At 34.3% G+C, this 18,152-nt stretch carries 17 protein-coding genes; 10 read left to right on the plus strand and 7 right to left on the minus strand.

What is annotated here, in order from left to right; translation table 11 throughout:
* The 5 genes from EZ428_RS05520 to EZ428_RS05540 all read right to left on the minus strand — a co-directional run bounded on the left by EZ428_RS05520 (position 1) and on the right by EZ428_RS05540 (position 4,688).
* Positions 1-699 (minus strand): ComF family protein, encoded by a 699-nt coding sequence (locus tag EZ428_RS05520; protein WP_131552099.1) that lies wholly within the window; start codon positions 697-699, stop codon positions 1-3.
* A gap of 150 nt (positions 700-849) precedes the next feature.
* Positions 850-1,905, minus strand: a complete 1,056-nt coding sequence (gene rlmN / locus EZ428_RS05525) for a 23S rRNA (adenine(2503)-C(2))-methyltransferase RlmN (RefSeq protein ID WP_131552100.1) — start codon at positions 1,903-1,905, stop codon at positions 850-852.
* Between the two features lie 81 nt (positions 1,906-1,986).
* Entirely contained in the window at positions 1,987-2,964 is a 978-nt protein-coding gene (rluF, locus tag EZ428_RS05530; protein WP_131552101.1) for a 23S rRNA pseudouridine(2604) synthase RluF, read from the minus strand.
* Positions 2,965-3,186: 222 nt separating this feature from the next.
* Complete coding sequence (locus EZ428_RS05535; RefSeq protein ID WP_131552102.1) at positions 3,187-3,684, minus strand: DinB family protein; 498 nt, start codon at positions 3,682-3,684, stop codon at positions 3,187-3,189.
* A 314-nt stretch (positions 3,685-3,998) separates the two neighbouring features.
* Positions 3,999-4,688, minus strand: coding sequence for a helix-turn-helix transcriptional regulator (locus tag EZ428_RS05540; protein ID WP_131552103.1), 690 nt, complete (start codon positions 4,686-4,688; stop codon positions 3,999-4,001).
* A gap of 123 nt (positions 4,689-4,811) precedes the next feature.
* Between EZ428_RS05540 and EZ428_RS05545 the strand changes: the two genes are divergently transcribed.
* Positions 4,812-7,274: an ATP-binding protein gene (locus EZ428_RS05545; RefSeq protein ID WP_131552104.1), complete on the plus strand. Its 2,463-nt coding sequence runs from the start codon at positions 4,812-4,814 to the stop codon at positions 7,272-7,274.
* Here the strand turns inward: EZ428_RS05545 and EZ428_RS05550 are convergent.
* Positions 7,259-8,575 (minus strand): sigma-54-dependent transcriptional regulator, encoded by a 1,317-nt coding sequence (locus tag EZ428_RS05550; protein ID WP_131552105.1) that lies wholly within the window; start codon positions 8,573-8,575, stop codon positions 7,259-7,261. The genes EZ428_RS05545 and EZ428_RS05550 overlap by 16 nt on opposite strands.
* A 67-nt stretch (positions 8,576-8,642) precedes the next feature.
* Positions 8,643-8,951 (minus strand): hypothetical protein, encoded by a 309-nt coding sequence (locus EZ428_RS05555; RefSeq protein WP_131552106.1) that lies wholly within the window; start codon positions 8,949-8,951, stop codon positions 8,643-8,645.
* Positions 8,952-9,187: 236 nt separating this feature from the next.
* Between EZ428_RS05555 and EZ428_RS05560 the strand changes: the two genes are divergently transcribed.
* The 9 genes from EZ428_RS05560 to EZ428_RS05600 all read left to right on the plus strand — a co-directional run bounded on the left by EZ428_RS05560 (position 9,188) and on the right by EZ428_RS05600 (position 18,107).
* Positions 9,188-10,351 carry an amidohydrolase family protein gene (locus EZ428_RS05560; protein ID WP_131552107.1) on the plus strand — a complete coding sequence of 388 codons (1,164 nt, stop codon included), beginning with the start codon at positions 9,188-9,190 and terminating at the stop codon, positions 10,349-10,351.
* A gap of 4 nt (positions 10,352-10,355) precedes the next feature.
* Entirely contained in the window at positions 10,356-11,309 is a 954-nt protein-coding gene (locus tag EZ428_RS05565) for an NAD(P)H-dependent flavin oxidoreductase (RefSeq protein ID WP_131552108.1), read from the plus strand.
* A 9-nt stretch (positions 11,310-11,318) separates the two neighbouring features.
* Entirely contained in the window at positions 11,319-11,696 is a 378-nt protein-coding gene (locus EZ428_RS05570) for a hypothetical protein (protein WP_131552109.1), read from the plus strand.
* Between the two features lie 138 nt (positions 11,697-11,834).
* Complete coding sequence (locus tag EZ428_RS05575) at positions 11,835-12,119, plus strand: acylphosphatase (protein WP_131552110.1); 285 nt, start codon at positions 11,835-11,837, stop codon at positions 12,117-12,119.
* 128 nt (positions 12,120-12,247) lie between these two features.
* Complete coding sequence (locus EZ428_RS05580; RefSeq protein WP_131552111.1) at positions 12,248-13,732, plus strand: lipopolysaccharide biosynthesis protein; 1,485 nt, start codon at positions 12,248-12,250, stop codon at positions 13,730-13,732.
* 8 nt (positions 13,733-13,740) lie between these two features.
* On the plus strand, positions 13,741-14,172 hold the full coding sequence (gene dut, locus EZ428_RS05585; protein WP_131552112.1) for a dUTP diphosphatase: 432 nt from the start codon (positions 13,741-13,743) through the stop codon (positions 14,170-14,172).
* 157 nt (positions 14,173-14,329) lie between these two features.
* Complete coding sequence (locus tag EZ428_RS05590; RefSeq protein WP_131552113.1) at positions 14,330-16,027, plus strand: tetratricopeptide repeat protein; 1,698 nt, start codon at positions 14,330-14,332, stop codon at positions 16,025-16,027.
* The gene (locus EZ428_RS05595; protein WP_131552114.1) at positions 16,005-16,799 is read left to right on the plus strand and encodes a DUF4292 domain-containing protein; all 795 of its coding nucleotides are present in this window, start codon (positions 16,005-16,007) and stop codon (positions 16,797-16,799) included. Before EZ428_RS05590 ends, EZ428_RS05595 begins: the two co-directional genes overlap by 23 nt.
* A gap of 21 nt (positions 16,800-16,820) precedes the next feature.
* Complete coding sequence (locus tag EZ428_RS05600) at positions 16,821-18,107, plus strand: murein hydrolase activator EnvC family protein (RefSeq protein WP_131552115.1); 1,287 nt, start codon at positions 16,821-16,823, stop codon at positions 18,105-18,107.
* Positions 18,108-18,152 lie beyond the last annotated feature (45 nt).

The following is an 18,152-nucleotide window of genomic DNA, read 5'->3' on the forward strand; positions in this document are numbered from 1 at the left end:
TTATTCGGCAAAAGCAATAGCTGCTATACTTAGTTTTTTTATTCCAGCACTTAATAAAGCATTACCACAAGCTTCTAATGTTGCACCAGTTGTAATTACATCATCTACTAATAAAACGTGCAAATTTTCTAATTGTTCTTCTTGGCTGATTTTAAAAATAGACTGCATATTTTCATATCGAGTATATCTCGCTTTTTTGGTTTGACTTTCGGTGGATTTATCTCGGAGTAAATGTGTTGTGCTTACGGGAATGCCTAAAACTTCGGCAATGCCAATGGCTATAAACTCACTTTGGTTGTAGCCTCTTAGTCTTTCTTTTTTTTGGTGTAATGGTACAGGAATAATTAAATCTACACCTTGGTAATGAAGCGCTAATTTTAACTTATCACCTAATAAATTCCCTAGCTTAACTCCAACATCAGTTTGGCTTTTATATTTTAAACTGTGCATTAGATTTTGAACCTTCGTTCCTTTTCTAAAATACAACATTGCCATTGCTGCATTAATAGGTAACCTACCCCATAATTGTTTAGCAACTCGATTATCTGTGTGTAAATGATAATCTGTATATGGTAAATCATAAAGACATTTGGTGCATATTTCCTTTTCGCCATAATATAAATGTCCGCCACAAGCGTTGCAAAGCTCAGGAAAAAGCAATTCAATCATATCTGTGGCTAAACGTTTTATGGCTATCATAATTCAATTTAGTAAATTTCTCAAGAAGATGAGAAATTAATGTAAGATGCCTGCCTGTCGGACAGGCAGGGAAAATGGGAAAGGGAAGGTCTTCGACACTTCAACAAGCTCAGTGCATGCGAAGCTCAGACTAACGAGTATCTTAGAAAACTAATTTTCAGCGGTTTCTTTTACGGCCAATTGTCCGCATGCGGCATCAATGTCTTTGCCTCGGCTGCGCCTAATGTTAGTGTTTACTCCGTTTTTACGTAGATAGTCTGCAAAAGCATCAATTTTATCGCCTTCTGCATTAATAAAGTCTGCAAATTGAATAGGGTTATATTCGATTAAATTTACCTTACAGGGAACGTGTTTACAGAACTTAACCAATTCCATTGCATCTTGAATTTCATCATTGAAATTATTAAAAACAATGTATTCGTAAGTAACTGGATTTTTGGTTTTCTGGAAATAGTATTTTAAGGCTTCAGCTAATGCTTTTAAGGAATTATGCTCAGTAATTGGCATGATTTCGTGGCGCTTAATGTCATTAGCCGCATGTAAAGAAAGTGCCAAATTAAATTTAGCACCATCATCGCCTAGTTTTTTAATCATTTTTGCAATACCAGCTGTAGAAACAGTAATGCGTTTATACGACATGTTTAAACCGTCTGGTGCAGTAATTCTTTCGATAGATTTAAGCACGTTAGCATAGTTCAACAATGGCTCGCCCATTCCCATGTAAACTATGTTTGTTAAAGGAATGTTATAGTTTTTCTTGGCTTGTTGGTCAATTAAAACTACTTGGTCGTAAATTTCATCAGCATTGAGGTTACGTTTGCGATCCATATAACCAGTTGCACAAAACTTGCAGGTTAAACTGCAGCCGACTTGCGAACTTACACAAGCCGTCATTCTTTCCTCTGTAGGAATTAAAACACCTTCAACAATATTTCCGTCATATAAACGGAAAGCATTTTTAATGGTATGGTCGTTGCTAAATTGAGCACTATTTATTTCAACAACATTGATGCTATAGTTGTCGTCTAGTTTTTTGCGCAAGTCTTTAGATAGGTTGCTCATCTCCTCAAAACTACGAGCAGATTTTTCCCAAAGCCATTGATATACCTGTTTTGCACGATAAGCTGGCTCTTTCATCTCTGTGAAATGTTGTTGCAAGCTTGGCAAATCCAAGGAACGAATATCTATTTTTTTAGTGCTAACCATAAGATGCAAAGCTAATTAAAAAGGTTGAGGGTATAAAGGTTGAAGGTATAAGATGAAACTATCTTGATACTCGATACTTATTTACTTCCTTTTTGGACTACGAGTTTTTGCACCTGGAACACCTGATTTGCCGTTAGATGGTCGAGTAGATCTTTTACTCGGGCCAGATTTAAACCAATCTGAACTTGGTGAACCTCCTTTTGAAGCAGCACCTGCCGTTTTATGGTCGCCTTTTGTTTTGCTGCTACGAGTTTTATCTTTTGCAAAACGTTGTGCAGGTTTTTCTTCTTTTTCTGGAGCTGATTTTTTGGTTACTCTTTTTGGCGTAACTGGCTTTTCAGAACTTGATTTAGCAACCAATTTAAAAATATCAGCTTGCTCTTCCTCGGTTAATTCTCTCCAATCGCCAGTTGGCAAACCTTTAAGGGTAATATTCATTATTCTGGTTCTCTCCAGCTTGGTAACTTCAAAGCCAAAATGCTCGCACATCCTTCTAATTTGACGGTTTAAGCCCTGAATTAATGTAATCTTAAAAATAAAAGGACTTTCTTGGGTCACTTTGCATTTTTTAGTCATTACACCCAAGACAGGAACACCTTTACTCATTCCTTCAATAAATTGAGGTGTTAAAGGTTTGTTTACCGTAACGATATATTCTTTTTCATGGTTATTACCAGCCCTTAAAATCTTGTTAACTAAATCACCATTATTAGTTAGAAATATTAAGCCTGATGAATCTTTATCTAATCTACCGATTGGGAAAACACGTTCACTGTGATTTACATGGTCTACAATGTTACCTTTTACATTGGCTTCTGTTGTACTGGTAATGCCAACTGGTTTGTTGTAAGCTAAAAGAATAGAATTTTCAGCTTTTTGAGGTTCGATGTTGTTACCGTTAACACTTACTAAATCGCCAAAAAAGACTTTATCGCCAATTTTAGCCTTACGACCATTGATGAACACCTGACCTTGCTCAATATATCTATCAGCGGCTCTTCTTGAGCATAAGCCACTTTCGCTAATGTATTTGTTTAATCGTGTTGTAACGTCGGCCATTGGGTAGAATTAGTAAATAATTCACAAAGTTAACATTTTAACACATCTATACATTAAAAGCAAGTAGAAACATAGGCCCATCATGATAAACTTGATGTGCTGATGGGAAAAAGGTTGAAATACGGTGGTCATCGGCAAATTATAAATATTAAACACATAGGAACATAGGCAACATAGCTAAGAAGGATTTTATCTCGACTATGTGCCTATGTGGTCTTAATTTTAAAAATTCTGGTTGTCTGCAGTTGGGCCGTAACTTGCAGGAACAGGGATGTCTAACAAACGGAAGTAAACACCAAGTTGCGCCCTGTGATGCGTAGTTTGGCTAAATGAAACCCTTACCATTTCATAAACAGACATATCTGCATGAATGGTTTCGCCAGTCCTTAAAAGCCATCTTTTACTAAAATCTTCTTCTTTTGCATCATTTAAACTTGTTTTGGCCTCTTCTAAACTTTTTTCTAGAATGGATAACAGGTCGTTGTTGCTTTCTACTTGAACGGGCTCATAAGGAGCGGTAGCAAAATCTAATTCTTCTGTAGTTAAGGCCAACTTAATCCAAGCTGGTAGTTCGGCAATATGCGAAGCCAGTGCTTTCATCTTCATGCTTTTTTCATGAGGAGCCCAATCACCTTTTTCTAATGGAACAAGTGCTAAAAATTTATGAGTTGTTTGCGCTTCGCTTTCTAATTCTGTTAATAATAGTTTAATGATGTTCATGATTTCTAAGTTTTATAATACAAAGAAAAGATGGGTGACTGACAACCCTATGGCAGGGCAAAAAAAAATAAAATAAATTATTTTTTCATCTAATTTTTAGCCACAGATTTGCAGATTATAAAGGTGTTATAAAGAATATCTATGGATGGTTAATTAAGAGGGAAACGGAAGTTTCAAAAGAACCAGTGGCTTTAAAATATAAACCCTGCCTACCACAGGCAGGGTTATTGTAACGGCACGAGTTCCGATTTTTCATCGGGACGAAGTAAAGTGGAAAGAAGGGCTAATTAGCCAAATGCACTGACATTGTTTTTCTAATAATTAACTGGCAGTAATTTCATATAATCATTCAATGCCATATGTTCGCTTTTGACGAATGGGATCTCGGTGCATTTAACGTTGATGATATTGTTAACTTTAAAATCTCGATACTCGTTTCTTAAATGGCACCATGCAATTAAGTGCCAACTGAAAGCATAAAAAATAAGTCCGATTGGTTCTACTTCTCGTTTACTGATTTCATCTTTATTGTTTTTGTAAGCTATCTCGATGATACATTTTGCAGAAATCGCATTTTGCAAATCTGAAAGATATTCGAAATCATTTTTTAAGCGTTCTGGCAATTGAAGCATAATGTTTTCATTTAACTTTTCTAACTTTTCTTTTTGCGAGGTGCGAAGTACAGCTTTTACTTTATTTAGCGCAGTTGTATAATGTTGGGTGATAGATTTATCTGAAAAACCTGCTAAAAAACGTTCCATTAATATTAAGGCATTTGCTTCATCGGAATTAAAGGAGACTGGTGGAAGAAAATAGCCTTGAACAATGAAATAACCTTTATGAGGCTCGAAACTTAAAGGAATACCTTGCTCGCTAAGTGCTTTTGTATCTCTGTAAACAGTACGAACACTGATGCCAAATTGAGCAGCTATTTTTTCGGCAGTTACATATTTTCTCGACTGCAAGAGTATTAAAATTCCAAAAAGTCTATCGATGCGATTCATTGCCTAAAAATAATGAAAACAACAATTCGTTCAATTAATAATTAATAACATTCTCTATTTAGGCATTAAGATTGTTGTTAAACATCTGTAGAACAACTTCTATAATAGAATCATCAGCCGCTAATGCCCAATAAGAAACAAAATTTTTTTATAAACGCCATCAAAGGGAAAGTTGTAATAGGCTTTTTATTTGCTTGTTTTGCTTTGTTGTTGGCTTGGGGAATTAGCAAATTCGTTTTTGCAGAAATGTTAGACAAAGTTGAAAAACTTTCTACCCCGAATACCAAACTTAGAATAGTAAATGAAATCTCTAACCAAATAGCTGGTTTAGACCAATTGCAAAGAGATAAAGGCACAAGTAAAGATTTTAAGGGAAGTTATTTTTTAAAGGAAACCAGAGAGATACGTAAAAGACTAGATTCACTATCATTACTTTACGCAAAAGATACAGTTCAGTTAGCGAGAATAAACTCTATCAAACAGTTGTTGATAGGAAGAAATAAGGAATTCTTAAATTATCTGGAAGTAAAAGAAACTCTCGTTAGTACAAAATCATTTTCAGATAAGGTTAAAGTGCTTAATGATTTGTTATCACAAAAATCTAGAAAAGTTGATAGTGCCGTTTTCACCACTTCAACCTCAACTACTTTATTAGAAGCCCAAGATGCAAAATCTAAAGGTTTTTTGAGCAGGTTGTTTGGGAAAAAGGAAGCGGAAGTTTATAAGATTATTAATGAAGAATATCAGATAAAACGAGATACGCTTAATGCTGTTGCAGAAGATAGTGTAATGAATAGCATCAAGACATCATTAAAAAACATAGAAGTAGAGCAAAAGGCAAAAAGCAGTAAATTTTTAAAGCGAGAGGCAGATTTAGCCAGTTCTAGCAATACACTAACTAAACAAATGTTGTCTATTGTTAAAGAGGTTGAAGGTGAAACTTTGGCACAAATTGAACTGAATGGTAGTGAAGCTAAAAGTGTTGTTAATGATGGAGTGAATCAGATTATGACCATCATCATCATCTTTTTCTTAATCATGTTGGTTTTAGTTTATCTTATTTTATCAGACATTACAAAGAGCAACAAGTACAGAAAAGAACTAGAGTTGGCAAAGGATGAGGCGGAGTATCATGGTAAAGCTAAACAGCGATTTTTAAGTAACATGAGCCATGAAATTAGAACGCCATTACAATCTATTTTGGGTTACGCTGAATTAATTAATCAGCAAGATATGCCACGCAAAGGCGATATTGATGCAATTTATAAATCATCAGAACACCTGTTACAAATTGTAAACGAGATTTTAGACTACAACAGGATTATTTCGGGAGAATTTAAATTTGAAAAGAAGCCATTTGACATTGGGGTGGTATTAAATGAAGTGATTGCAATTATGCAACCATTGGCAGAAAAAAAAGCAATCGAATTGGTGCACAATTTTGATATTGGCAGTCGTTTTATGATTTTAGGGGATGCTTTTAGGTTAAAACAAATTTTATTTAACTTATTGGGAAATGCCATTAAATTCACCTTAGAAGGTAGGGTTACTCTGCAGGTTACCTGTAAGTCAAAAGATGACTTTATATACTATAATTTTATTGTTGAAGATACAGGTATCGGTTTTAAGGAAGAAGATTTGGAAAGAATCTTTGCTGAATTTGAACAAATTGAAATACCTCAAAAAGATGAAATTAATCAGAACGGTACTGGTTTAGGATTAGCAATTGTGAAAACCCTCGTCGATAGTCAGCATGGGCAAATAAACGTGAAAAGTGAGTTAGCAAAAGGAACAACCTTTAGCGTCCATTTAAGTTATCAAAAAGCAAATATTACAGAAGAAAATGTAGCAACAAAAAAACCTTCAAGCCATACTGCAGAAATGGTTTGGATAATTGATGACGACCAACTTATTTTAGACTTATGCGGATATATTTTAGAACGCTATCAGATACCTCATCGTTTATTTAATAATGTGCATAATGTTTTAAATGCAACAGCAGAAAATAACCTTAGCCATATTTTAGTAGACATGAGATTGCCAGAAATGTCTGGAGTAGCACTTACTAAAATTTTAAAGGAAAAGCTTAATACTAACATTAAGTTTTATGCAATGACTGCGCAAGTTTTGCCAGATGAACAAGCAGAAATTTTAAAAGAAGGCTTTGAAAAAATCATCATCAAGCCATTTAAGGAATATGATTTAATGGCTGTTTTTGGGATAGAACAATTTGAACCCAAACTAAATTTTGATTTCACTTCATTGGAAAAAATGACAATGGGCGATGAGCAGTTGATGGAGCGTATTTTGAATAGATTTATAGCAGATTGCTCAGCAGATATCTCAGAAGTCGAATTAAATATTGAAGAACAAGATATTGCAAAAACTCGTTTAATTATTCATCGCTTAGCGGGAAGAATCTCACAAATTGGTTTTAAGGAATTGGGTAATTCATTTAGGGTTTTAGAACAAGAGATTGCTGGTAAACGAAAAATTGACCAAAAAATTAAAGAAGAAACTGGGGTGTTATTTTCAAAACTTGAAGAATTTATCAGTTTCTTAAGTGGAACTTATTCGATACCGTAACGTTCCATTTTGCTATATAGGGTTTTTCGGTCTATATTTAAAAGCTTTGCCGCTTTAGATTTGTTACCTCTAACTTTTAATAGGGTATCGGCAATTAATGCCTTTTCATTCACCTCATTTATCGCTTTTAAATCAGATTGATTCGATTTTGGCAAGGCGTTGATTGCGATCATCATTTCTTCAGGTAAAGCATCTATGGTGGCAATTGAATTAGGGCTTAACAGCACCATTCTCTTAATTACGTTTTTTAGTTCTCGTAAATTTCCTGGCCAGTCGTATTTTATCAATAAGTCTTTTGCGGCTGCATCAATTTCTTGAACATTTCTGCCCAACTCGGTATTAGATAATTGCACAAAATGATTAATAAAAAGTTCTAAATCCTTTCCTCGTTCGCGTAAAGGAGGCAATTGAATTTTAAACTCGTTTAATCTGTGGTATAAATCTTCTCTAAAATCGCCATTTTTAATGCTGTTAGTTAAATCATCATTTGTAGCTGTGACAATTCTTACGTCAACCTTAGTTTGTTTGTTGCTACCAATAGGCTGTATAATGCGTTCCTGCAAAGCCCTCAATAATTTAACCTGAACTTCATAGCTTAAATTCCCAATTTCATCTAAGAATAACGTTCCGCCGTTGGCAACTTCGAACTGACCTTTTTTGTCGTTTACAGCCCCAGTAAAAGAACCCTTGATATGTCCAAAAAGCTCACTTGCAGCCAATTCTTTAGACAATGCGCCACAATCAATTGCTATAAATGGTTTTTTTGCTCTTTTACTTTGTAGGTGTAATGTTTTAGCAGCAAACTCCTTTCCAGTCCCGCTCTCACCTTGTATTAAAACTGACATATCTGTGCTGGCAACAAGGTTGATGTGTTCGTAAAGTTTATCTGCAACTGCACTTTTCCCTTTAATAAAATCAGCATTAGATAAATCTGTATCTTCTTTTTTATGTAGCGAATTATTAATCACCATTAATAATTCATCAGGATTAATTGGCTTGGTAATATAATCGATAGCGCCCAGCTGTATAGATTTAACAGCGGTTCTTACGTCATTAAAACTGGTCATTATAATAACAGGCGATTTCTGACCTTTCTGCCTTACGTGGTTTAAGGCATCAATGCCGGTTCCATCTGGCAGCCTATAATCAAACAGCAATAGATCAAATTCTTGCTGTTCCACAATTTTATAAGCCTGGTGTAAGCTGGTTGCCAACGTAACTGTAAAACCATTTTTTAATAAAAAGCCTTCAATTATCTGAGCAAAAGTAGCGTCGTCTTCAATTATTAGTACGTTGACCATATAACAAAAATAGCAAAAGCCAGATAAATTATCCGGCTTTTACTATTAACAATATTAATTTTTGGGGTTATTCTACTGGTTTACCTTCTTTATCAAACTTAAGGGAACCAACTTGTTCTTCTTTTTTTACATCAACTTGAAAGTATTCTTTAGCACCATCTTTAACTGTAAACGCTGCAGTTGGTGTCCATTTATTATAAGGTTCTGTTGCTAAAACAGTTTTAATTGCAGTTGGTAATTCTTCTAATTTAATAGGAGTTTTAATAACACTGTCTTGAACTGAAACAGTTTCGATTTTTGTCTTTAAGTCACTTGCTTGAACTGTAGCAAATCCAGCGAATGCTAAAAATGCTGCTGATAAAATTAATTTTTTCATAATTATATTTTTAAAATTTATTTGTGAAATATTAATTGCTAGGGCTACAAAACAATACCAGTTTTGGCACGATAAATTAATTTGCTAATAATCAGCTGTTTAAAAAAATCATCCTAATTTGAAAGTGTTGCATTTCTCCACAATGTGATGACTTTCTCTGCATTAAACACTGACAACAGAAATTTCAATTCAATAAAGTTTTCAAGTTTTGCAGTTATTAAGCTTAATTTGTACTAATGGAAGCTTATATAACTGCCGATTGGATTTTTCCTGTAACTCATCCACCAATTAAAAATGGGGTTATTGGTGTAAATGAAGATGGAAGTATCAATGCCGTTCTGTCTGCCGAAGAAGCTCAAGGAATTAGAGGTGTTAAGCATTATGATGGAGTAATAGTTCCTGGATTTATCAATACACATTGTCATTTAGAGCTTTCTCATCTGCGAGGAAAAATTGAAGAAAAAACCGGATTAACAACTTTCATTAAGCAAATATTAAGTCAGCGGCAACAGCCGGAAGATGAAATCATTTCAGCCATGCAAAATGCAGATGCAGAAATGTACAATAATGGAATAGCTGCAGTTGGCGATATTTCAAATCTCCTTATATCAAAATCTGTAAAGCTTAAGAGTAAAATCTATTATCACACCTTTGTGGAAGTATTTGGATTTAATAGGCCATCTGAACCAATTATTGCTGCTGGGACTGAAATAAAAAAAGGTTTTGAGCCATTAAAAGCTTCAATTGTGCCACATGCGCCTTATTCAGTTTCCCCATCTTTATTTAATGAAATTGAAAAAGTAACAAAGTTTGATGATATTTCAAGCATCCATAACCAAGAAACGATAGGGGAAAATGAACTTTTTGAAAAGGGGACGGGGAAATTTGCCGATTTTTTTGCCGAGCTAGGTATTGCAAAAAGTGATGCCCATAACTCGGGAGAAAATTCATTGAAATATCACTTGCCTAAACTATCAAAAAAGGTAAATACACTATTGGTACATAATACATTTAGTAGCAAAGCTGATGTTGATTTTTCTAAACAAGCACATCAAAAACTTTATTGGTGTTTATGTCCTAACGCAAATATTTACATCGAAAATAATTTACCAGCTGTAGATTTGTTAAAAAGTGAAGATTTGAAAATCACATTAGGCACAGATAGTTTAGCAAGTAATCATCAATTAAATATCTTGGCAGAGATGCGAACTTTGCAAGATGAAAAAGGTATTTCTTTTGAAGAATCTTTAAAATGGGGAACTATAAATGGAGCCGATTTTTTAGGACTAGGTGCACAGTATGGAAGTTTAGAAAAAGGAAAAAAGCCAGGGATTATTTTAATCAGCATTGCCGAAGACAGAATGATAAAAAAAGATACTACTATAAAACGTTTATTTTAGCACTATGGCTAATAGCATTACAGAGCTTTTTGGTATTAAATATCCAATTATTCAGGCAGGCATGGTTTGGTGCAGTGGTTGGAAATTAGCAGCTGCGGTTTCTAATGCGGGTGGATTGGGCATCATCGGAGCAGGCTCAATGTATCCAGATGTTTTGAGAATGCACATTCAAAAATGTAAAGTTGCAACCTCAAATTCTTTTGCAGTAAACGTTCCTTTGCTTTACGCAAATGTAGAGGAGATCATCAATATCTTGGTGGAAGAAGATGTGAAGATTGTTTTTACCTCTGCAGGTAATCCAGCTACTTGGACATCATTTTTAAAAGAAAAAAAAATAACGGTGGTCCATGTAATTGCTAATACAAAATTTGCATTAAAAGCAGAGCAATGTGGAGTTGATGCCATCGTAGCAGAAGGTTTTGAAGCTGGTGGCCATAATGGAAGAGAAGAAACAACCACGCTTTGCTTAATTCCAATGATTAGAGCTGCGGTAAAAATCCCGGTAATTGCGGCAGGTGGAATTGGAAGCGGAAAAGCAATGTTAGCCGCTTTTGCATTGGGTGCAGATGCCGTTCAAATTGGTTCTGCTTTTGCAGTTGCAGAAGAGTCATCTGCTCATCCAAAGTTTAAGGAAAAAATTATTTCTTCGGCCGAAGGCGATACCAAATTGAGGATGAAGAAACTGGTTCCTGTACGTTTATTGAAGAATGAGTTTGCAGATGCGGTTGCTCAAGCTGAGGCTCAAGGTGCAAATACGGCAGATTTAATAGTGCTTTTAGGTAGGGCCAGAGCAAAATTAGGTATGTTTGAAGGCGATATGGAACAGGGCGAATTGGAAATTGGACAAGTATCAGCAATGCTGAATGAAATTAAACCTGCTGCGGAAATTTTAAATGAAATTTGGAGTGAATTTTTGCAGGAACGACAATTGTTAAGTAATCTGAAATTTGAGGATTAATTGAAAGTGATGAATACAAAAATATTAATGACAGTTAGTTCTATTATAATGCTAGTTATTGGCATACTATGTTCATTTCTTCCTAATGAAATTTTAAAATTTATAGGAGTTGATGGTACAGGAATTCTTCCTTTAGTAATTCAAATATTAGGGGCTATTTATTTTGGTTTTGGTTTTCTAAATTGGACAGCAAAAGCCAATATAATAGGCGGAATTTATAGCAAGCCTGTAGCTATTGGGAATTTAATTCATTATGTGGTAAGCAGTTTAGCTATGATTAAATTTTTTATGGCTCATACAGATATGAAATTATTGCTAATACCGATAGCTATATATTGTGTTTTCTCAATTTTATTTGGGAAAGTTGTTTTTGGAAGTCCGATTTAACATAAGAATAATTTAAATGATTTATAAAAGAATATTAGCTTTAATAACGGTTATTCTAATTGTTGTTGCCATCTTTTTGTTAAAGAAGAAAGCTAAGAATCACGTTCCAAAAGAAAAAGTAAAAACAGAATTAGATAAATGAAACACATCAATATAAAAGTAACAGGTAAGGTTCAGGGTGTTTTTTTTAGGGCAAGTACAAAAGCTGTTGCCGACCAAATGGGTGTAAAAGGCTTGGTCAAAAATCAAAAAGATGGCACGGTTTACATAGAGGCAGAGGCTGACAAAAGCACTTTAGAAATGTTTGTAGAATGGTGTAATGAAGGTCCGGAAAAAGCCAAGGTAGAAAATGTAGAAGTTGTAGATGGAGAACTTAAAAATTATCGCAACTTTGAAGTTGTAAAAAAGAATTTGCTTTGGTAATGTAGATTTATGATTTGAGAATTACGATTTACGATTGAAAATCAATTAAAGAATATTAAATAATTTTAGACTAGGTTTTGAGTGGTCCTCAGAAATCCAAAATCTAAAATCTAAAATCTAAAATTAACTTGTCTGTATATAAAAAATTTCTTGGTCAAACTGCGGTTTATGGTTTAAGTACTGTTTTCTCAAGGCTATTCAATTTTATCCTGACACCTATTTATACTGGAGTTTATACAACAAGCGTATATGGAATTTTTACGAATATGTATGCTAATGCTTCCATAATCAACGCAATTCTAGCTTTTGGAATGGAGAGTACCTATTTCAGGTACCTTAACAAATTCGAAGATAAAAAACAAGAAGTATACAATAATTCATTCTTATGTATTGCTTTTATTTCTACCTTATTTTTAATTACAGGTTTAATTTTTTCTACTCCAATTGCTACGTATCTAGCTACAAGTGTATCAGAAATTACAGATTACAAGAAATACTTTAGCTTCTTTTTATGGATTTTATACGTGGATGCCATTTGTGTAATTCCATTTGCTAAATTAAGGGCAGATGGCAGGCCATTTAAATATAGTATTGCTAAATTTTTAAACATTGGCTGCTTTGTAGGCTTTAACCTTATTTTTCTTTTTGTGGTGCCTGCAATTATTAAAAATGATTGGCTAGGCGCTAACTGGCTTTCCTCTTGGTATCATTATCAATGGATTGGATACGTGTTTTTATCCAATTTAATAGCTAGTGTCGCTACATTAATTTTTTTAACTCCTGAGTTTTTAAAATTGCAATTTAGGTTTGATAAGAAATTATTTAGTGATATGTTTTCTTATAGCTGGCCAATTTTGGTGGCAAACCTTTCGTTTATTATTAATGAAAATTTAGATAAAATCGTACTAAAGGAATTGCTGCCACCATTGATAGCTAATGGCGATGTTGGTATTTATGGAGCAGTATGTAAAATTGCAATTTTCTTGAGCATTTTTATTACTGCTTTTAGGCTAGGTGCAGAACCATTTTTTTTCAGTCATTCGAAACATGAAAATGCAAAGGAGACCTATGCCACTATTTTAAAGTACTTTGTAATTGCCTTGGTTGTACTATTTGTTGCAATTGTAGCTAACATAGAGATACTGAAATTCTTTATTCGCAAAGAAGCATATTGGGTGGGCTTGCCAGCGGTTCCTTATTTGTTGTTGGGTTATGTTTGTCTGGGGATTTATATGAACCTCTCCATTTGGTATCGGTTATCAGATCAAACTCGTTTTGGCCTTTATATTTCTGTTGTGGGTGCAGTAATTACCATTGTTTTAAATCTAATATTAATTCCTAAGTACAGTTATATGGGCTCTGCATGGGTAAGTATGCTCGCCTATTTTGTAATGATGGTATTATCATATGTACTTGGACAGAAATATTACCCAATACCATACAATCTCAAAAAGATTTTAGCGTATTTGATTATATCCATTATTATTGTTTTTTCATCATTCTTTATATTTAATAAAAATATCTACATCGGTAATGCCTTACTTCTAACATTTATTGTTGGTATAGTTTACTTTGAAAAGAATGACTTAATGAAAATTTTAAAAAGAAGTTAACAGTTTTTATGAAGATTAAAATCATCAATCACTCTACTCACCCATTGCCCGCTTATGAAACTGCACACGCTGCGGGAATGGATTTAAGAGCTTTTATGCCAGAACAAATTACAATTAAACCCTTGCAACGACTTTTAGTCCCAACTGGTTTACATATTGAGTTGCCAATTGGTTACGAAGCTCAAATTAGACCGCGTAGCGGATTAGCATTTAAACACGGAATTGGAATTGTTAATTCTCCAGGAACTATAGATGCTGATTATCGTGGGGAGATAAAAGTATTGTTGGTTAACTTATCAGATGCTGACTTTACAATTAATGATGGTGATAGGATTGCACAAATGGTAATTGCAAAACATGAAACCATTAGTTGGGAAAATGTAGAAGAATTAAGTGATACGACTCGTGGTGTTGGCGGTTACGGACATACAGGTAAGTAGATTCCTTAAGTTTGTCAGTCTGAGTGTAGTCGAAGACTTATTTGACTCATAAGATCAAAAAGAATTCCTTCGACTCCCGAAGAAGTCGGGACAGGTATGATGAGGATGACATCTTTTTGATTTTGTATATTCACGATTTAATATTTACGGCTATATAATGAAGTTTAGCTTACCATTTCTTTTCTTGCTTTTTGTGCAAATCACATTATTTGCGCAAGAACCCCCGCTTCCTGAAAGTAAAGAGGGAAATGTTGTGAAAGAACTTTTTTTTGCTGGTATTAAAGAGAAAATGGCTGAGAACTATGCCAATGCCGGTACTAATTTCACTAAAATTATTGCACTTGATGCCAAAAATGATGCAGCTTATTTTGAATTGGCAACGGTAAATTATCGTCAGAATAAACTGCTAGATGCAGAAACTTCCATAAAAAAAGCAATTGAGATTAATCCTAAAAACGTTTGGTACTTAAAGCTTCAAGCAGAAATATATAAACGTAACGGAAATATGGATGCGCTGGTACAAGTTTTCAATCAACTTATCCAATTGGAACCAGAAGAAGACAATTATTATTTCGATAAGGCAAATGCACTTTTCATTTCTGGGAAAATAGATGAATCAAAAGCTGTTTATGATGAGATTGAAAAAAAGTTCGGCTCATCGAAAGATTTAATCTTAGCAAAACAGCGAGTAACGATTCAAAGTAGCACTACGCCAAATACCGACGATATTAATAAGTTGCTGGCAGAAAATCCCACTGATGTAAAGAATATGCTTTATTTAAGCGGCATCTTGTTAGAGAAGAATAAGAAGGATGATGCCGTTGCCATGCTTCAAAAAGCAAAAACCTTAGAACCAGAGAATTTTGAAGTTGATTTAGCAATGGCTGATATTTATCAATCGCAGAAGAAGAACGAATTAGCAATTTTACCTTTAAAATCTGCCTTTGCAAATCCGGTAATGCCTATTGCCAATAAAATTAAAATTGTTAGCGGAATGTTGCCACGATTTAGTAATCAGTTGGTTGTTAAGGATGCAACAGATTTAGCCGAAATAGCTGTGAAAACTCATCCAGCAGATGCTAAGTTGTTGCTTTTATATGGAGATGTACTTTACCAGCAAGGGAATTTGACCAAAGCAAAAGAACAATATCAGGCTGCTCTAAAAATCTCAGACCAATTGTATCTAGCTTGGGAAAAACTTTTGGGTGTTCAAACTTTAATGGGGTTGTACACAGAAGCGATAAAAACAGGTGAGGACGCATTATCAATTTACCCAAATCAAGCGATTTTATATTATTATAGGGCTTTTGCTTTGCACAGAAATAGTCAAAATGCCGAAGCGGGATTAGAAATTAAATCGGCCTTGCAATTAGATGGTGATGATAATAATTTAAAAGCAATGATTTTTGCTTTACAAGCAGAAGTACTTATTGATCAAGAAAAACTGAAAGAAGCTGATGTAGCATTTGACAAAGCTATTTCACTAGCACCAGATAATTATTTAACCATAAGCAATTATGCCTATTATTTGGCATTGCGAAACCAGAATCTAGCTAAAGCTGAAACCCTAGCTGCAAAAGCTGCAATGGCTTTACCCAAAAATGCTTCGGTACTAGATAGTTACGCAATAGTGCTGTTCAAATTAGGTAAGTATGATTTAGCTTTAAGCTGGATAGAAAAGGCTTTGCAAAACAATGAGGCTTCAAATCCTGTTTACTTGGAGCATTACGGTGACATTCTTTTCTTAAAAGGTGAAAAGGAAAAAGCTGTAGTTCAATGGCGGAAGGCCAAACAAGGAGGAAATGATTCCGAAAAACTAAATAAGAAAATCAATGAGAAGAAATATATTAAATAGCTTTTCGCTAATTGCAATTGTATTGCTAGCCGTAGGCTGTAGGCCAAAAAAGATAATTGTAGCTACCCCAGATGCACCTCAAGAAAAAGTTGTGGTTAAGGCAGATGAAAAACCTCAAAATTTAGCGCTTTTAAAAAGTAAAGATTTACCGTTTAATACTCTGTCTTTAAAAGGCAAAACCAGTTTAAAAGTTAATGGGGATGAAAACAATGTAACGTTGAACATTAGAATGGAGAAGGATAAAAAGATTTGGGTTAGCGTTACTGGTCTTGCTGGTATAGAAGGGGCAAGGGCGGTAATTACTCCAGATAGTTTGCTGTTAAGGAATAATTTACAGAAGACCTATACTAAAAAGCCATTTAGTTATGTTTATAGCTTTACAAGTAAACAAGTTAGCTTTAAAATGTTGCAGGCCGTTCTTTCTGGAAATACCATTACAGAATTCATGACAGAAAAATCTGATTTGAAGCAAGAGAATAGTGTTTGGGTTTTAAATGGTAATGCCGAAGATTTGGTTTATCGTATTTTATTTAATACGCTTTTGAAACCTAATGAGACTAATTTAAACGATGTAAAAAATGCTCAAGCATTAAAGGTTGTTTATGGAGAATATACACCAGTTAACAATGCTTTGTTTCCATCAAGTTTAAAAATTAACTCAATGTCTGGCGCAAAAAAGATAGATATATCTATAGAATTTGTTAAAATTGAAAGTAATGTACCTGTTGATTTCCCCTTTTCTGTTCCTAAAAGTTACGAGGTAATCAACTAAATTTTTTATATTTTTGGCGCAATGAAGTTAAACAAACTATTTCTATCCCTGCTATTTGTAGGTTTTTGTACTGCAGGTTTTGCGCAACAAACAAGTAGGGAGCTTAAAGAACTTAAGCAGAAAAAAGAAGCTATTGAAAGGCAAATTGAATTAGCGCAAAAGAATTTAAATAAAACAACAAATGGTAAGAAACTGACTTTAGGGCAGATCAATACCATTAAAGCACAAGTGCGTTTAATGCAAGACAAGATTTCTACCATCAACTCTGAGATGAGAAGTCTTGATAATAAAATTACTGAGAATACTGGCAAAGTACATAACCTTCAAACTCGTTTATCAGATTTAAAGAAGGAATACGCAGGGATGATTAGGTTTGCCCAACGCAACCGAAACTCTTATGATAAAATGATGTTCATTTTTGCTGCAAATGATTTTAACCAAGCTTACAAAAGGATTAAGTATTTGCAGCAGTTTGGTCAATATCGTAAAAAACAAGCAGCTTATATCCAAGGGACAGAAAAAGATTTAAACAACCAGATTAGTGTTTTAGACCACGATTTAAAAAATAAAACCAATTTGCTTAATCAGCAACTAAGCGAAAAAAATAGGTTGGATAAGAAAAAAAGCGAACAAGCTGTTGTATTGAACCAATTAAGTAAACAAGAGAAACAGTTTGCACAAGATATTAAGAGAAATAGAGATCAGCGTGCTGCTTTAGATAGACAAATCCGAGCTGAAATCAATCGCATTATTGCAATAGAAAAGAAGAAAGCTGAAGATGAGGCAAGGGAAGCCGAAAGAATAGCAGCAGCAAGAGCTAAAGCAGAGAATAGGCCTGTTCCTGTAGTAGCATCTAATAAACCAAAAACCAATAGTGAAGTATTAAGGGCAACTCCAGAGTCAGCTAAGCTATCGAGTGCTTTTGAAAGCAATAAAGGAAGCTTACCAGCACCCGTTGCAACTGGATACATTACTAGCCGTTTTGGTGTTGTAAAGGTTGATCAAGCGACAGATAACCATGAAGGTATCATTTACCAAACCAATGAGGGTGCGGCTGTGAGAGCAGTATTTAATGGTAAGGTCTCAACAGTATTTGATAAATTTGGAAAATTCTATGTGGTGATAAAACATGGAGAATATTTCACCATCTATGAGAATTTAAAAAGCGTAAGTGTTTCAAAAGGAGATAATGTAAGTACGAAGCAAACAATTGGAAGTGCCGCAAATACTGACGGTTCTCCAGAAGTGGGTTTTCAGATTCGAAGGGGAAGTACCCCATTAAATCCAGAAAGCTGGTTAGCTCGTTAATCTTTTAGGCAAATTAATTGTCTATATTTGTATAAAATAAGTTTA

Origin of the sequence: Pedobacter frigiditerrae (genome assembly GCF_004331645.1) — a bacterium.
GTDB lineage: Bacteria > Bacteroidota > Bacteroidia > Sphingobacteriales > Sphingobacteriaceae > Pedobacter > Pedobacter frigiditerrae.